We start from the raw sequence: 14,713 nt of genomic DNA, 5'->3' as shown, positions 1-14,713 counted from the left end.
GCCAAAATGCAAAAAGGCGATAAGGCGGAAGTGTTCGTGCGCCCAGAAGCGGTGCGACTTGCAACAGAAGCCGATAAATTTGGCGGCATTGAAAACCTAAACACCGGCATTGTTGAAAACATCCTGTTTAACGGCGCGAACAGCCACATCATTTTACGCGAAGAAAAGTCTGGCGGCGAAATGAATGTCGCTATTCCCCAAACCGGCGAGTTCCGCGATCTGAACAAAGGCGACAACATATTTATCGGCTGGGAAGCGGCACAAACCCGCTGCTACGCGGCGGGAGCATAAGATGACGCAAGCCCAATCTCGCCTCGGCCTCTATCTGTTGATGACGCCGCTAATGCTCTGGCTTTTGCTCCTGATCATTGTGCCGCATATCGGCATGTTTTTGGTTTCCATCAGCGTTAAAACCGGGGTTCGCCAATATGTGACGGGCCTAGGCAACTATATGGTGTTCTTCACCGAACCCTTATATTGGAACACATTTGCCCGCACCGCCTTTATGTCCATCGCCGCAACGTTCCTGACTTTGGTGGTCGGCTTTCCTGTTGCCTACTACATCGCCAAACTTACCCGTGGCCGCACCAAAACCACTCTGTTTTTGATGTGCCTGATCCCCTTTTGGGTCAGCGAACTTGTGCGCACATTTGGCTGGATGATTTTGCTACGGGAAACGGGCATATTCTCAAGCTTTCTGCAATATATCGGTGTGCTCTCAGGCCCGGTTGAATTCCTTTATAATGATGCCGCGATCATGATCGGTTTGGTTTACACGTCCATGCTGTTCATGGTGGTGCCGCTGGTCACAACCCTTGATAGCCTTGATGATAGCTACATCGAAGCCGCCTACGATTTGGGCGGCAATGGCATTTCAATCTTGCGCGAAATCATCATCCCCCACGCCATGCCCGGCATTGTGTCGGGCTGTATCGTGGTGTTCATGCTTTCGCTTGGCAATTACCTCACGCCCATCCTGCTGGGCGGTAAAGATAGCCTGTGGTTCACGGGCTTGATTTATAGCCAATTCATCACGCGCTTTAACTGGGAGTTGGGCTCCGCCTTTGGCTTCTTGTTGCTAGGTCTATCGTCGGCCATTGTGTGGGCCGGGCTTAAGCTTTCACGCCAATCCCTAACCGATACAGTGGGGCGCTAAAATGATTGCAACGATCCCACAATCCAAAACGTTCAAATGGACATATCGCGTATATGTCACCCTGTTCTTCATCTATTTGGCACTGCCGCTAACAGTAGTTTGCGCGTTCGCCTTTAATGATAGTGTGTTCCCGTCCCTTCCTTGGGAAGGGTTCACATGGGCATGGTTCTTTGGCGATGAAGCACCGTATATCGGTGTCTTCAACGAACGCTCGATCATAAAGTCGATAGGCACATCACTATTTGTCGCCTTTTGGGTTTCAATGCTCTCGATCGCGGTTGGCACCTCCAACGCATTCCTGTTCGTACGCTACGACTTTAAGTTCAAAGAGTTTTTGTACATTTTGATGCTGTTACCACTCATCATCCCTGGCATCATTTTGGGCATTTCAATTCTGGTGTTCTCCAACACCGTCGCCAACAATTTAGAAGACGCAACGGGCATGTGGTTCGATGGGCTACGCCCTGGTCTACCGCTGGTTATCCTTGGCCAATTCAGCTTTATCGCCACCTTTGCAACGCTGGTGATTTCAGCGCGACTTGAAAAATTCGACCGCTCACTTGAAGAAGCAGCATTGAATCTGGGCGCGAGCAAATGGGGCGCGGTCCGTCAGATCACCTTGCCGTTTTTAATGCCCGCCATCGCAGGCGCCGCTGTGGTTGCAATTTTGATGAGCTTTGAAAACTTCAACACAACTCTGATGCTGGTCGGCTCCGATGCGCCGCTAACCATCACTATGTTTGACCGTTTAAAGCAAGGTTCAACGCCAGTGCTCAACGCGGTATCACTGTTGCTGATTGTGGTTTCGGCCCTGTTGGGCATCGCATCGTTGTTATTTCAAAAGAAAGAGGGCTGACGCTCCTTGCGTCAGCTCACCACCACCCAATTCCAGCTGCCTTCATTTAGGGCTTAAGCATCGTCGCAATCCGAGAAAACGCATCCAAGCTTGGATTGCACGGCCACAGATGCAGCAAGCGCAAACCCTGCCGATCTGCTCGTTTTCTGTCGACATGCAAACCGCACAAAAAAAGCCGATCCAAAACGGATCGGCTTCAAGTTTGTCGTTTAAGGGAAACGACCAGGGATATTGACTAGAAACAAGCTTTCAACAACTGCAACGTGTTTTCGTAATTCATTTCAATGGGGTTGCCGCCCGTGCTCGGGTCTTGCAGCGCTGATTTGGTGAGTTGATCCATATCCGGATTTTTCACGCCCAATTCTGTGAGATTTTTTGGAATGCCAAGGCTGTCATTCAATTCGCCCACATAATTGTAGAAGCCTTCGTAGCCCCCAGCGATGCCAAGATAATTCGCAGCGTCAGTCAATCGACCTTCAACGGCTGAACGGTTAAAGGTCAAAACAGGCTGCATCACCACAGCATTGGTTGTGCCGTGATGGGTGTTGTGCACCGCACCAATCGGATGAGAGAGTGCGTGGATCGCGCCCAAGCCTTTTTGAAAGGCGGTTGAGCCCATTGCCGCTGCCGACATCATATGCGAGCGCGCTTCAATGTCTGATCCATCCGCGTAAGCTCGTGGCAAATACTCTTTCACCAACCGCATACCCTCAAGCGCAATACCTTGGCTCATAGGGTGATAATGGGGCGAACAAAATGCTTCCAAACAATGGGCAAACGCGTCCATACCGGTACCCGCCGTAATGAACTTGGGCATACCTACTGAAAGCTCAGGATCACAAATCACCACACCAGGAAGGATTTTCGGGTGGAAGATGATCTTCTTCTCATGTGTCACCGAATTGGTAATGATTGAGGCACGGCCAACTTCAGATCCAGTGCCCGCTGTCGTTGGCACCGCAACGATGGGCGCAATGCCATCGATGTCTGCACGGGTCCACCAGTCACCCACATCTTCAAAATCCCAAAGGGGTCGGGTTTGACCAGACATGAAGGCGATCACTTTACCCAAATCCAGGGCAGAACCACCGCCAAACGCAATAACGCCATCGTGGCCACCTTCGCGATATTGCTTTAATCCAGCCTCAGCATTCAGCTCGCTAGGGTTTGGATCCACATCAGAAAACATCGCACGGCCAAGGCCTGCAGCCTCCAGCAGATCCAGCGTGCTGGTGGTGATCGGCAAGTTGGCCAAGCCCTTGTCACTCACAAGCAAGGGTTTTTTGATGCCAACTGCGGCACATGCGTTAGCAATTTCTGAGATGCGACCAGCGCCAAAACGGATCGGGGTCGGATAGTTCCAATTTCCTTGCAACAACATCGTCGTTACGCCTTCTTCAAATGATATGATTTTGGTCGAGTAAGGTTGTGATAGCCAATCACGGACAGACCACCGCCCTTCCCCGTATTCTTGCATCCGGTCCAGCACAAAGCCGGGTCAAGATAATCGCAGCGGTTCATGAAGATCGTTCCGGTCTCAATCTGATCGCCAACGACCTGCGCACGCGCCACGTCTTTAGTCCACAGTGATGCGGTTAGGCCGAATTCGCTGTCGTTCATCAAGCTGATTGCTTCAGCGTCATCTTTGACCTTCATGATACCAACAACTGGGCCGAAGCTTTCATCCCGCATCACACGCATGGTGTGGTCCACATCAACCAGGATTTGCGGCATCAAGTAAGCGCCACCATCGTCTTGTGGGAACAATGCCGGATCGATCAAAGGTTTCGCACCAGCGGCAATCGCCTCACTGGTTTGCACGCGCACTTCATCGGCAAAACGCACATGGGCCATCGGGCCGATGGTGGTCTGTTTATCCAGTGGATTTCCAAGCTTGTAACCCTCAACAATTTTCACAGCCTTTGCCACAAACTCATCGAATAGGTTTTCAGCAACGTATATCCGCTCAATGCCGCAACAACATTGGCCCGAGTTGAACATTGCCCCGTCAATCAGCGTTTCAACCGCCGCATCAACATCGGCATCATCCATCACATAGCCGGGGTCTTTGCCGCCCAATTCTGTGCCAACGCCGGTGAAGGTGCCGGCAGCGGCACGTTCCATTGCTTGTCCCCCACCAACAGATCCGGTGAAGTTTACAAAGCCAAACGAACCTGCCGCAATTAGCGCCGAAGTTGTGCCGTGATCTAAGAACACATTCTGGAACACATCCGCCGGAATGCCCGCTGCGTGAAAGGCTTCGGCCAAACGCTCGCCAACCAATAATGTTTGCGACGCATGCTTGAGCAATACACTATTGCCCGCAATCAATGCCGGAGCGACAGTGTTAATCGCTGTCATATAGGGATAATTCCAAGGCGCAACCACCAACACAACGCCATGCGGCACGCGTTTGATATAGCGATTAAACTCACCACTATCTTCAACCATGATCGGAGCCAATGCGTCTTCAGCTATGTCTGCCATATGCGAAGCACGTTGGTTAAAACCACCAAACTCGCCACCATAACGTACAGGGCGACCCATCTGCCAAGCTAACTCTTCTACAATCTTCTCGTTCATCTGACCGACTTTTTCAACGCCGGCCCGCACCAACGCAATCCGCTCATTCAGAGGACGGGCGGCCCACGCCACCTGCGCCGACTTTGCGCGCTCAACTGCTGCTGTTGCATCGACTTCGCTCAGCGTTTCGCGCTCAGCATAAAGGGCCCCGTCAATGGGTGAGATACATTTCACACTATCTGTCATTCTTAAGCTCTTTCAAATCCCCGGGCGATTTCATAATCGGTTACAACCCGGTCAAATTCTTCCTGCTCCCAATTCGCCGCATGGACATAGTGGGCAACAACTTCTTCGCCAAACGCCTGTTTCAGCATATCCGAATTCCCCAGAGTCACCGCAGCATCACGCAGCGTTTGCGGAATCTCACGGGCGTCTTTATCGGCATAAACGTCACCCGTTGATGGGGCAGCCAATTCCAGCTTTTCTTCCAACCCTTTAATGCCTGCGGCCAATTGAACAGCCAGCGCAAGATGTGGATTAAGATCAGAACCGCCAATGCGGCACTCAACGCGCACAGCCTTGGTGCCATCGCCACAAAGCCTAAAGCCCGCCGTGCGATTATCCACCGACCACACCGTTTTGGTTGGCGCAAAAGTGCCTTTTTGGAAACGTTTGTAGCTATTGATGTATGGCGCAAGGAAATAGGTATAATCAGGCGCATAATGGATTAGCCCAGCCATATAATGCCGCATCATCTCCGACATGCCCAATTCAGCGTCAGGATCAAAAAATGCGTTTTTCCCGTCTTTCCAAAGCGATTGGTGCACATGGGATGAGCTGCCGACGCGATCCCTATGCCATTTGGGCAAAAACGTTACAGACCGCCCTTGTTGCCAAGCGATTTCTTTGGTCGCATGTTTGGCAATCGTGTGGTTGTCCGCGCAATCCAATGCCGCAGCGTAGCGGATATTCAATTCTTCTTGACCCGCTTCGGCTTCGCCCTTCGAATTTTCAATGGGGATCCCAGCAGCATAAAGATGGTTGCGCAAGGGGCGCATCACACCCTCTTCTTTAGTGGTCTGCAAAATATGATAATCTTCGTTGTATCCGCTGATCGGATCTAAATCGCGAAACCCAGATTTTCGCACTTCGTCAAAGCTCTTTTCAAACAAAAAGAACTCCAGCTCTGTGGCCATCATCGCATCAAAACCCAATTCGGTCAGGCGAGCGATTTGTTTCTTAAGCATCGCACGTGGCGAATGGGGCACTTCCTTGTGGGTTTTATGGTCAAGCACATCGCATAAAACCATTACGGTGCCATCAAGCCAAGGCACAGGCCGCAACGTGGTCAAATCAGGCTTCATTACATAGTCGCCATAACCAGTCTGCCAGCTCGTCGAAGCATACCCTTCAACCGTGTACATTTCTAAATCTGTCGCCAGCAAATAGGTGCAGCAATGGGTTTCTTCCCATGCGCTATCCACAAAATGCTGAGCGTGAAAACGTTTACCCATCAGACGACCCTGCATATCGGGGAAGGTCACCAAAACGGTGTCCACTTCGCCGCGTTGCACTTGGCTCTTTAGGTCTTCAAAAGAGAGATTTCCCGGCATAGACGTCGTCCAATTTAAGTTCAGTTGTCAAAAATGTCTCGGAACAACCCTAAGGCCATCCCGAGACCAGTTATATTAGCTGTAACGGTACGGACGGCCAGCTTTTTGCATGTCCGCATTGTACTTTTTAAAGATGTTCACAACTTCTGCTTTGGTTTCAGATTCCGCAGCGATTTCATCCCAGAATTTATGCGCAGCATTTTCAACTGTTGCCCATTCTTCATCAGGAATTGAAGTTAGCTCCATCTTAGGTCCATTGACCCGCAGTGAAGCCTCACCACCCCAATACCACCACTGACGATAGTAGTGAGAGCTGTCCATAGCGAACTGAAGCAACTCTTTAAGGTGTGGTGGCAGCTCGTTGTAGCGGTCCATATTGGCAAAGAATGACCCAGCCCACGCACCAGAAATATTGTTGGTGAGGAAGTAGTTGGTCACATCGGCCCAGCCCACAGTGTAATCTTCTGTGATACCTGACCACGCAATGCCATCGAGTTCGCCGGTCTGCACTGCAACTTCAATGTCTTCCCATGGCAATGTTACCGGAACAACACCGAACTGGCTCAAGAAACGGCCAGCTGTTGGGAATGTGAACACGCGTTTGCCTTTAAGATCGGCAAGGGAACGAATTGGGTCTTTGGTTGCAAAGTGACATGGATCCCAAGCACCAGCAGACAAATGTTTAACACCAACTTTGGAGTATTCGCGGTCCCAGATTTCATTCAAACCATATTGGTTGAACAATACCGGCACATCGAGTGAATAGCGGCTTGCGAATGGGAAGTACCCACCAAACACCGTTACCTCGGTTGGCGATGCCATTGAATCATCATCTGACTGCACGGCATCAATTGTGCCCTTTTGCATGGCACGGAACAACTCACCAGTTGGCACCAATTGATCGGCATAGAACAGTTCGATTTCCATTTCATCGCCAGCAATTTTGTTAAAGCTGTCGATGGCTGGCTTAATCACATGCTCGCCCAACGCTGAGCCCGCATATGTTTGCATCCGCCAACGGATTTTGGATTGGGCAATCGCCGGAGTGGCAAGTACCGCGGCCGGGGCCAGTGCAGCGCCGGTCAAAAACTTACGTCTAGTCGTCATTTCCTTCTCCTTGTATAATGCGTTTTTGCCCAATTTTCTTGGATCTTTTTGTGGATTTATTTCCCGTAAACTGTGTTGGGTAGCCAGAGCGCAATTTGCGGAAATAGGGTTATGAGCGTCAGCGCAAAGAGCATCACCAACACGAACGGCAAAATGGAGCCGTAAATGTCTTTGAGGGTGATCTCGGGCGGCGCCATCGCGCGCATCAGGAATAGATTGTAGCCAAATGGTGGCGTCATATAAGCAATCTGCGTGGTAATCGTATAAAGAACGCCATACCAAATCAGATCAAAACCAAGCGCGTGGACAAGTGGCACGTAGAGCGGGGCCACAATGACCAACATCGCGGTATCATCAAGAAACGTGCCCATGATCAAAAACGAAAGCTGCATCAAAATCAGGATGACCCATGGGTTCAGTCCCAATTGATCAGTGAACAGATTGTCGATTGCACGCACTGCACCTAAACCATCAAACACGGCTCCAAAACCAAGTGCCGCAAGAATGATCCACATGAACATGCACGAGATCAGAAGTGTTTGGCGCACAGAGACTTCGAACACTTTGCGGTTCATCCGGCCCTTAAGGACAGCAGCCACAAAGGCAGTCATCGCGCCAATTGCTGAGCTTTCAACAAGGCTGGTCCAACCGTTGATGAAAGGCACCATCATGGCTGCAAAAATCGTAAGTGGCAGAATGCCCGCACCAAGCAAACGAAGCTTTTCGCCAGTTGGCACATTACGTTCTTCTTTTGGCAACACCGGCCCGAGTTCAGGTTGGATTTTGCAGCGGATATAGATGTAAAGAATAAACAGTGCGGCCATCAAAAGCCCAGGGAACACCCCGGCGAGCCACAGCTGGCCAACAGGTTGGCGCGCGATCATTGCGTACAGCACAAGCACCACTGATGGCGGCACCAAAATCCCAAGCGAAGACCCCGCTTGAATAACCCCCGTGACCATGCGTTTGTCGTAGCCTCGGCGCAGCAATTCTGGCAGAGCGATCGTTGCACCGATGGCCATGCCAGCAACAGACAAGCCGTTCATGGCAGAAACCAAAACCATCAACCCGATAGTGCCGATGGCCAAGCCACCATGTACCGGACCCATCCAAACGTGAAACATCTTATAAAGATCGTCCGCGATCTTGCTCTCAGACAAGATGTAGCCCATGAAAATAAACATGGGCAGCGTCAAAAGTGGGTACCATTTCATCAGCTTCATGGCGGATGAAAACGGAATATCAGAACCACCAGTTCCCCAAAGGAAAATGGCAGCGACAGCCGCGACCGCGCCAATGGCGGCAAAAACACGTTGTCCGGTAAACATCATCAACATCATCGATGCAAACATGAAGAGTGCGATCATTTCATAAGACATTTACAGGTCCACCCCTTTGAGTGTGGCAATGTCTTTGAACAACTCAGAGATCGATTGCAAAAGCATCATAAAGATGCCGAAACACATGATTACTTTGATTGGCCACAAGTAAGGTCGCCAAGCCGTTGGGCTGCGCTCACCATATTGGAAGGAGTAGCTGGTGCTGTCATAGGCCCCGTACAACATGACCCCGAGATAAAAGATCAAAAACAGCACCGTGATCGCGTCGATCTGCGCTTTCTTTTTGTCCGACCATGCCCCGTAAAACAGGTCCATACGCACATGTGAGCCTTGCTGCATGGAATATGGTCCACCCAACACGTAGTAAGCGACCATCGCAAACTGCGCGATTTCCAACGTCCACAAAGACGGCAAAAAGAATGTTTTGGAAATAGACGACCACAAGAGGATCGCGACCATCACAAAAATGAAATACATCATGATCCGGCCCATTCGGTAATTGACCGCATCAACTATTCGGACATATTTGCCCATAAAAGACAGCACTAGTTTCCCCCCCCGCTGCTGATTGCATCAAGCGTTGCAAGGGAGTGATTGAGCATGTCGCACAAAAGCTTTGCGATATCTTTTTGTTGCTCTGGAGTGGCAATTAAATCATTGCGCACCTCAATCATAACGTTAAGAAGCCCGTTTTCCATCCCTTGAGCCTTCAGCGTATAGGTGACGCCATCTTCAGGTCCATAGGGCTTGTTCCGTTCAATTCTCAAATTTGTAAATTTGGCAGCGGCGTCCAGCATTGCGTCAGCCAATCTGCTGTCCGTGTCGTGCAAAATGCCAATATCTGTATCCCGTTTTTCGCCGTTATAAATTGGCGTAAAACTGTGCAGGGTCACCAATACGCGGGCCTTTTGGCTCCAGCGGATCGTCTTGGCCAACATTTCGGTGAAGGGCACAAAACATTGATCCACACGATGCTGATACTGTTCTGGAGACAGGTGAGCATTTCCTGGCACGTCAAATATCTCGCTGCGTGCAGGCACCGCATCAACTGCGTGCGGCGGGCGATTACAATCATAAACCAATCGCGACACACGTCCCACAACAGCTTGTGCGTTCAGCATCTCGCACAAATGTTGGGTCACCCCAAGCGCACCTGGGTCCCATGCAATATGGCTTTTTTGCACGTCCTCGGTCAGACCAAGATCGGCATACTCGGCTGGGATAAAGTTTGATGCATGCTCACAAATCAACAGAACAGGCGAAACGCCGCTTTGGTTGAGCAACTCAACAGCGGCGAATTTTTCACTCTGCATTTTTGACTGTTCTGTAGAAATATTCACAACCCCTCCCGTTTTGTACATATTTCTTCAGAATGGATCGGCCTGTCAATATCATTTCTGAAACTTTTTCTTCATATTTGCTCAAATTGTTGGTAAACCGAGACAAATTGGAGACTTAACATTGTCCGAAAACGCCAGCACCGTTGCGGAATTACTGCAAAGCAATTTTGACAACCTCACCCGCGCCGAGCGGCAATTGTCGCATTCATTGATGGAAAATTATCCCGTCTCGGGCCTCGGCTCGATCACGACCGTTGCCCAAAACGCAAGCGTTTCCACGCCCACGGTGGCCCGCATGGTGCAGAAGATCGGTTTTAAAGGATTCCCAGAATTCCAAGCCGCCCTGCGCAAGGAAGTTGAAGCCACAATTTCTGACCCGATCGCCAAACACGATACATGGGCAGATCAGGCGCCGAACGAACATATCGTCAATAAATTCACCGAAGCGGTGATCGACAATATCCGCCACTCGCTTGGGCAACTGGATATCGATACGTTCGAAAAGTCCTGTGAATTGATGGCGGACACTAACCGCTCGTTGTTTATCGTTGGCGGCCGGATCACCCGTGCGATGGCCGATTACTTCTTCCTTCACATGCAAGTCTTGCGCAAAGACGTTACCCATATCCAGTCAATTTCGAACGCATGGCCACACTATCTGTTGGACATCAAGAAAGACGATGTGGTTGTCATTTTCGACGTGCGTCGATATGAGAACTCGACCCTAAAACTTGCCGAAATGGCCGCCGAAGCCGGTGCAAAAATCATCCTGTTTACCGATCAATGGTTGTCGCCGATCAGCAAATTGGCCCATCATACATTCAGTCTAAAAATCGTTGTGCCTTCGGCGTGGGATAGTTCTGTCACCACAATGCTGTTGGTGGAAACCATCATCGCTGACGTGCAAAAACGCACTTGGCCTGAAACTCGCGAGCGTATGGAAGAACTTGAAGTGATGTTTGATCGCACCCGCTTCTTTAGAAAATTCACATAAGAAAACCCGAGCCACCAATTGCGCACATTGCGTGTATGTGGCACCACCACGCCCATGACAAAAAAGCAGATTGCAATCATTGGCGCCGGTCCCGCGGGATTGGCAGCGGCCCAAGCCCTCTCGGGGCTCGGGCACGACATTACCATTTACGAAGCAATGCCAACGCCGGCGCGCAAGTTTTTGTGGGCCGGAAAATCAGGGCTCAACATCACCCATGCTGAGCAATTTGAAACATTCCAAACCCGGTTCGGTGCCGCAAATGCGCGCCTTTCCACAGCACTCGAACAATTCACACCAGATCACATTCGAGCGTGGGCCACACAACTGGGTGTTGAGACATTCATAGGTTCTTCGGGTCGCGTTTTTCCCAAAGCAATGAAGGCGTCTCCGCTATTGCGCGCTTGGCTTGCAGAGCTTGAAGCGGCGGGTGTGCAGCTGAAAACCCGCCACAAATGGTGTGGATTTGACGGTGATCAGCTCATGTTCGAAACGCAGGACGGCACAATCAACATAAAACCTGACGCTGTGATTTTGGCGCTTGGTGGTGCATCCTATCAACGGCTTGGCTCAACGGCTGAATGGGAAAAGCACCTCACCAAGAACAACGTCACCATTGCCCCGCTTCAACCTGCAAACTGTGGATTTGACGTGCAATGGAGTGAATTTTTAGTAGAAAAATTTGCGGGCGCACCGGTTAAAACAGTTGAGATCACATTGGGTGACAAAAAAACCAAAGGTGAATTTGTCATTAGCAAAAGCGGTGTCGAAGGCAGCTTGATTTATGCCTTTTCCGCCCAATTGCGCGATCAGCTAGAGACCAATAATCAAGCCACATTGCAGCTTGATCTGGTGCCGGGCAAAACAGCTGAACAGATCGCCGATGCGCTTGCCCGCCAAAACCCAAAACACAGCCTTTCAAATAGATTGCGCAAGGGCGCAAAATTGACCGGGGTGAAAGCGGCACTCGTGCGCGAACTCTACCCAGAAGCAAACAAAGCCACACCAGAAGAGTTGGGGCAGCGCCTTAAAGCGCTAGAATTGCCGCTTTTGCGCACCCGACCAATCGATGAAGCCATTTCAACCGCGGGTGGCGTCGCTTGGGACCAAATTGACGAAAATTATATGCTCAAGCAGATGCCTGGCGTATTCGTTGCGGGGGAAATGATTGATTGGGAAGCCCCCACCGGTGGCTATTTGATCACCGCATGTTTAGCAACCGGCCGGGCCGCAGGCGCCGGCGCCAAGAATTGGCTCACCCAAACAAACGAACTGTGAGCAACTGCCACATTGCCCTTTAGCGCCCTCGTGGCATTCACATTTTTGCTGCTAAGTTCAGCTCGCAGGTTGGAGAAAATGCATGGACCATTCAAACTACGTCATCGATCAAATGATTTCGGCCAAATCGATTGCTGCCCGCGTGGAAGATTTGGCGGCGGAAATCTCAGAGAAATTTGCTAATACCGACAAATTGATCGTTGTGGGACTTTTACGCGGCTCTTTTGTGTTCATCTCTGATCTGGTGCGTGAATTGGAACTGCCCGTTGAAGTCGACTTTCTTGAAGCATCCTCTTATGGCAACAGCACAGAATCCTCTCGTGAAGTGCGCATTCTAAAAGATCTGCGCGGGGAAATTGAAGGTCGCGACGTTTTGGTGGTCGAGGACATCGTTGACACAGGGTACACCCTGACCCATGTGACAAACCTTTTAAAGTCCCGCAATCCCAAGCGACTTGAGGTGTGTGCCTTGCTCGACAAACCTTCGCGCCGCGAAGTCGATATCAAAGCCACATGGACTGGCTTTGAAATTCCCGATGAATTCGTGGTTGGTTACGGCATTGATTACGCCCAGCGCAACCGCAATTTGCCTTATATTGGCAAAGTGCGCTTTCTTTCAGAATAAGGGCCGTCCGATGGTGTTCTTTTGAACGCCGAACGAAACCTTTGCGCTTGCTTACAAATCGATTTCAATTTCTGCGCCAGGTGCCGCTGCACGCGACTGACAAAGAATGATTGAGTTCTCTTTTTGCTTTTTCGACAAAACAAAGTCTCGGTGTTCAACCTCACCCGAAATCAAACCACATTTGCACACTCCGCAAATGCCATCCGAACATTTCACATCAATATGAATACCGTTTTCTGCCAAAACATCAGTTGCAGTTTTGTCCGCAGGCACCTGCAAGACCTTTCCCGACTGCGCAAGTCTTAGCGCAAAAGGGTGATTTTGATATTCTGGCAACTCTGGCACATTGAAATATTCGATATGTCGTTCATCGTCAGTAAAGCCCTGTCGCTCTGCTGCCTCCATTACAGACTGCATGTACCGCTCTGGCCCACAGGTATAAACATGACAACCATCCTCATATGCGCCAAGCACCGCGTTCAAATCCGCGCGACTGCCCTCATCGCTAAAGTGCAAATGAACCCTATCGGCCCATTCAAATCTAGATAGGTCGTCTAAAAACCCAGCACTCGCCCGCGACGAACAAGAGTAATGCATCGAAAAATCGGCGCCGATTGCATGCAATCGATGTGCCATCGCGATCATGGGGGTAATGCCGATACCGCCCCCCATCAGAAACGTCTTTTTAGCATCTTCTTCCAATGGAAAATGATTGATTGGCTTGGAAATGAAAACCTTGCGCCCCAACGTGAAAATCCGATGTAAGAGCTGCGAGCCACCGCGCCCCTGATCTTCCCGCAACACACCAATTTGGTACGTTGACCGGTCGGCCGGATCTCCGCTCATCGAGTATTGGCGCAAGAATTCCGGCGCCACCACAATGTCCAAATGCGCCCCGGCTGTCCATTCAGGCAAATCTTCGCCAATGATCGAAGAAAACTCGTACTTCGTTACACCCTCGCTCATTGGCTCAACTTTGGTGATCTCAACGCGCACCACTGGGGCATCGCCCTCAATCTTATATTCGTGCGCCAAGCCCTCTGTTTCACCGATCGCAAGTTTGGCTTTATATTGATCAGCAGTAATCATCGCCTGATAAGCTTCGATGCCTTTTTCTCTATCCATAGGAAATGGGAAAGGCCAAGGGTGCGGCGCCAAGTTCGCCGGATAGACCGCTAAGGTCTGATCCTCAAACTTCAGGTCCAAATCCTTTTGCAAATCACGTTCATTGACCTTGTGCTGGGTTGGGCGATAGGCACCATCGTCCGATAATTCGAGATCCCACCACCATTTCTTGACGAGGTTTCGTTCACCATTTCCCACCACATCATCAAGCTTTGCCAAAATGGGTGCGGCTTTGGGCACATTCATCGCCGCCCACCTGAAGGGCGCTTCAGCAAAAATGCCTTCCAAATTCCACGGGCAAGTTTTCATGCACCTTCCGCACATCGCCCCCCCTTCGTTGGTAATGCGATAGGTGGTGCATTTTTGGCTGTCAGACTTCCAAATCTCATAGCCATTGAACATTAACTTCGGACCTGCGGTAATCGCACCCGAAGGGCATTCGCGGGCACATTTGTTGCAGCTTTCACAAAACTGCTGCAAACCGAAAGAAATCGGTTTGTCATGCGCCATCGGCATGTCGGTGGTCACCACACCCGACTTTAGGCGTGGCCCAAGAAATGGGTTCAGAATCACCTCCCCGATACGGCTCACTTCGCCAAGCCCAGACAACAGCAAAAGCGGTGGTTGCAACACCTCACCGTCCATCACCGTATGGGCTTTGGCCTTATAGCCAAGGCGTCTGATTTGTTTGGCAACAATGCTTCCAAATATTGAAAACCGGAGGTAAGCGCGCATGGATTGGGAAACAGCGATCCAATC

At 50.5% G+C, this 14,713-nt stretch carries 14 protein-coding genes; 6 read left to right on the top strand and 8 right to left on the bottom strand.

Annotated elements, in window-relative coordinates; genetic code table 11:
- From Q0231_RS10015 to Q0231_RS10005, 3 genes are all read left to right on the top strand, one after another.
- Window positions 1–291: TOBE domain-containing protein (locus tag Q0231_RS10015; protein WP_299347530.1), on the top strand; the 291-nt coding region annotated here is incomplete at its 5' end.
- Window position 292: 1 nt separating this feature from the next.
- Complete coding sequence (locus Q0231_RS10010; protein ID WP_269394628.1) at window positions 293–1,156, top strand: ABC transporter permease; 864 nt, start codon at window positions 293–295, stop codon at window positions 1,154–1,156.
- A 1-nt stretch (window position 1,157) separates the two neighbouring features.
- Window positions 1,158–2,012 (top strand): ABC transporter permease, encoded by an 855-nt coding sequence (locus Q0231_RS10005; RefSeq protein ID WP_299347527.1) that lies wholly within the window; start codon window positions 1,158–1,160, stop codon window positions 2,010–2,012.
- A 235-nt stretch (window positions 2,013–2,247) separates the two neighbouring features.
- Here Q0231_RS10005 and Q0231_RS10000 read toward each other — a convergent pair whose 3' ends face one another.
- The 7 genes from Q0231_RS10000 to Q0231_RS09970 form a co-directional block, all read right to left on the bottom strand.
- On the bottom strand, window positions 2,248–3,393 hold the full coding sequence (locus Q0231_RS10000; RefSeq protein ID WP_299347525.1) for an iron-containing alcohol dehydrogenase: 1,146 nt from the start codon (window positions 3,391–3,393) through the stop codon (window positions 2,248–2,250).
- Between the two features lie 5 nt (window positions 3,394–3,398).
- Window positions 3,399–4,781, bottom strand: coding sequence for an aldehyde dehydrogenase family protein (locus Q0231_RS09995; protein WP_299347523.1), 1,383 nt, complete (start codon window positions 4,779–4,781; stop codon window positions 3,399–3,401).
- A gap of 2 nt (window positions 4,782–4,783) precedes the next feature.
- The gene (locus Q0231_RS09990; protein ID WP_269394624.1) at window positions 4,784–6,148 is read right to left on the bottom strand and encodes a glutamine synthetase family protein; all 1,365 of its coding nucleotides are present in this window, start codon (window positions 6,146–6,148) and stop codon (window positions 4,784–4,786) included.
- Window positions 6,149–6,223: 75 nt separating this feature from the next.
- Window positions 6,224–7,255 (bottom strand): TRAP transporter substrate-binding protein, encoded by a 1,032-nt coding sequence (locus Q0231_RS09985; protein ID WP_269394623.1) that lies wholly within the window; start codon window positions 7,253–7,255, stop codon window positions 6,224–6,226.
- Window positions 7,256–7,311: 56 nt separating this feature from the next.
- Window positions 7,312–8,634: a TRAP transporter large permease subunit gene (locus tag Q0231_RS09980; RefSeq protein WP_269394622.1), complete on the bottom strand. Its 1,323-nt coding sequence runs from the start codon at window positions 8,632–8,634 to the stop codon at window positions 7,312–7,314.
- Complete coding sequence (locus Q0231_RS09975) at window positions 8,635–9,129, bottom strand: TRAP transporter small permease subunit (protein ID WP_269394768.1); 495 nt, start codon at window positions 9,127–9,129, stop codon at window positions 8,635–8,637.
- Window positions 9,130–9,140: 11 nt separating this feature from the next.
- Window positions 9,141–9,935 carry an N-formylglutamate amidohydrolase gene (locus Q0231_RS09970; RefSeq protein ID WP_269394621.1) on the bottom strand — a complete coding sequence of 265 codons (795 nt, stop codon included), beginning with the start codon at window positions 9,933–9,935 and terminating at the stop codon, window positions 9,141–9,143.
- A gap of 121 nt (window positions 9,936–10,056) precedes the next feature.
- Here Q0231_RS09970 and Q0231_RS09965 point away from each other — a divergent pair, with 121 nt between their 5' ends.
- From Q0231_RS09965 to hpt, 3 genes are all read left to right on the top strand, one after another.
- Entirely contained in the window at window positions 10,057–10,929 is an 873-nt protein-coding gene (locus tag Q0231_RS09965; protein ID WP_299347519.1) for a MurR/RpiR family transcriptional regulator, read from the top strand.
- 54 nt (window positions 10,930–10,983) lie between these two features.
- A complete protein-coding gene (locus Q0231_RS09960) occupies window positions 10,984–12,204 on the top strand; it encodes a TIGR03862 family flavoprotein (RefSeq protein ID WP_299347518.1) in 1,221 nt (406 codons plus the stop codon).
- Window positions 12,205–12,286: 82 nt separating this feature from the next.
- Entirely contained in the window at window positions 12,287–12,829 is a 543-nt protein-coding gene (gene hpt / locus Q0231_RS09955; RefSeq protein ID WP_367274487.1) for a hypoxanthine phosphoribosyltransferase, read from the top strand.
- Window positions 12,830–12,880: 51 nt separating this feature from the next.
- Here the strand turns inward: hpt and Q0231_RS09950 are convergent.
- On the bottom strand, window positions 12,881–14,713 hold a 1,833-nt coding region (locus Q0231_RS09950; RefSeq protein WP_299347517.1), incomplete at its 5' end, for a 2Fe-2S iron-sulfur cluster-binding protein.

The organism is uncultured Maritalea sp., from assembly GCF_937139385.1.
GTDB lineage: Bacteria > Pseudomonadota > Alphaproteobacteria > Rhizobiales > Devosiaceae > Maritalea > Maritalea porphyrae_A.
This window is presented reverse-complemented; position numbering and strand designations above follow the sequence as displayed.

Coding starts and splice junctions, on each gene's coding strand:
- Q0231_RS10010 (WP_269394628.1), top strand. CDS start 293: ATGACGCAAGCCCAATCTCGCCTCGGCCTCTATCTGTTGATGACGCCG.
- Q0231_RS10005 (WP_299347527.1), top strand. CDS start 1,158: ATGATTGCAACGATCCCACAATCCAAAACGTTCAAATGGACATATCGC.
- Q0231_RS10000 (WP_299347525.1), bottom strand. CDS start 3,393: ATGTTGTTGCAAGGAAATTGGAACTATCCGACCCCGATCCGTTTTGGC.
- Q0231_RS09995 (WP_299347523.1), bottom strand. CDS start 4,781: ATGACAGATAGTGTGAAATGTATCTCACCCATTGACGGGGCCCTTTAT.
- Q0231_RS09990 (WP_269394624.1), bottom strand. CDS start 6,148: ATGCCGGGAAATCTCTCTTTTGAAGACCTAAAGAGCCAAGTGCAACGC.
- Q0231_RS09985 (WP_269394623.1), bottom strand. CDS start 7,255: ATGACGACTAGACGTAAGTTTTTGACCGGCGCTGCACTGGCCCCGGCC.
- Q0231_RS09980 (WP_269394622.1), bottom strand. CDS start 8,634: ATGTCTTATGAAATGATCGCACTCTTCATGTTTGCATCGATGATGTTG.
- Q0231_RS09975 (WP_269394768.1), bottom strand. CDS start 9,129: ATGGGCAAATATGTCCGAATAGTTGATGCGGTCAATTACCGAATGGGC.
- Q0231_RS09960 (WP_299347518.1), top strand. CDS start 10,984: ATGACAAAAAAGCAGATTGCAATCATTGGCGCCGGTCCCGCGGGATTG.
- hpt (WP_367274487.1), top strand. CDS start 12,287: ATGGACCATTCAAACTACGTCATCGATCAAATGATTTCGGCCAAATCG.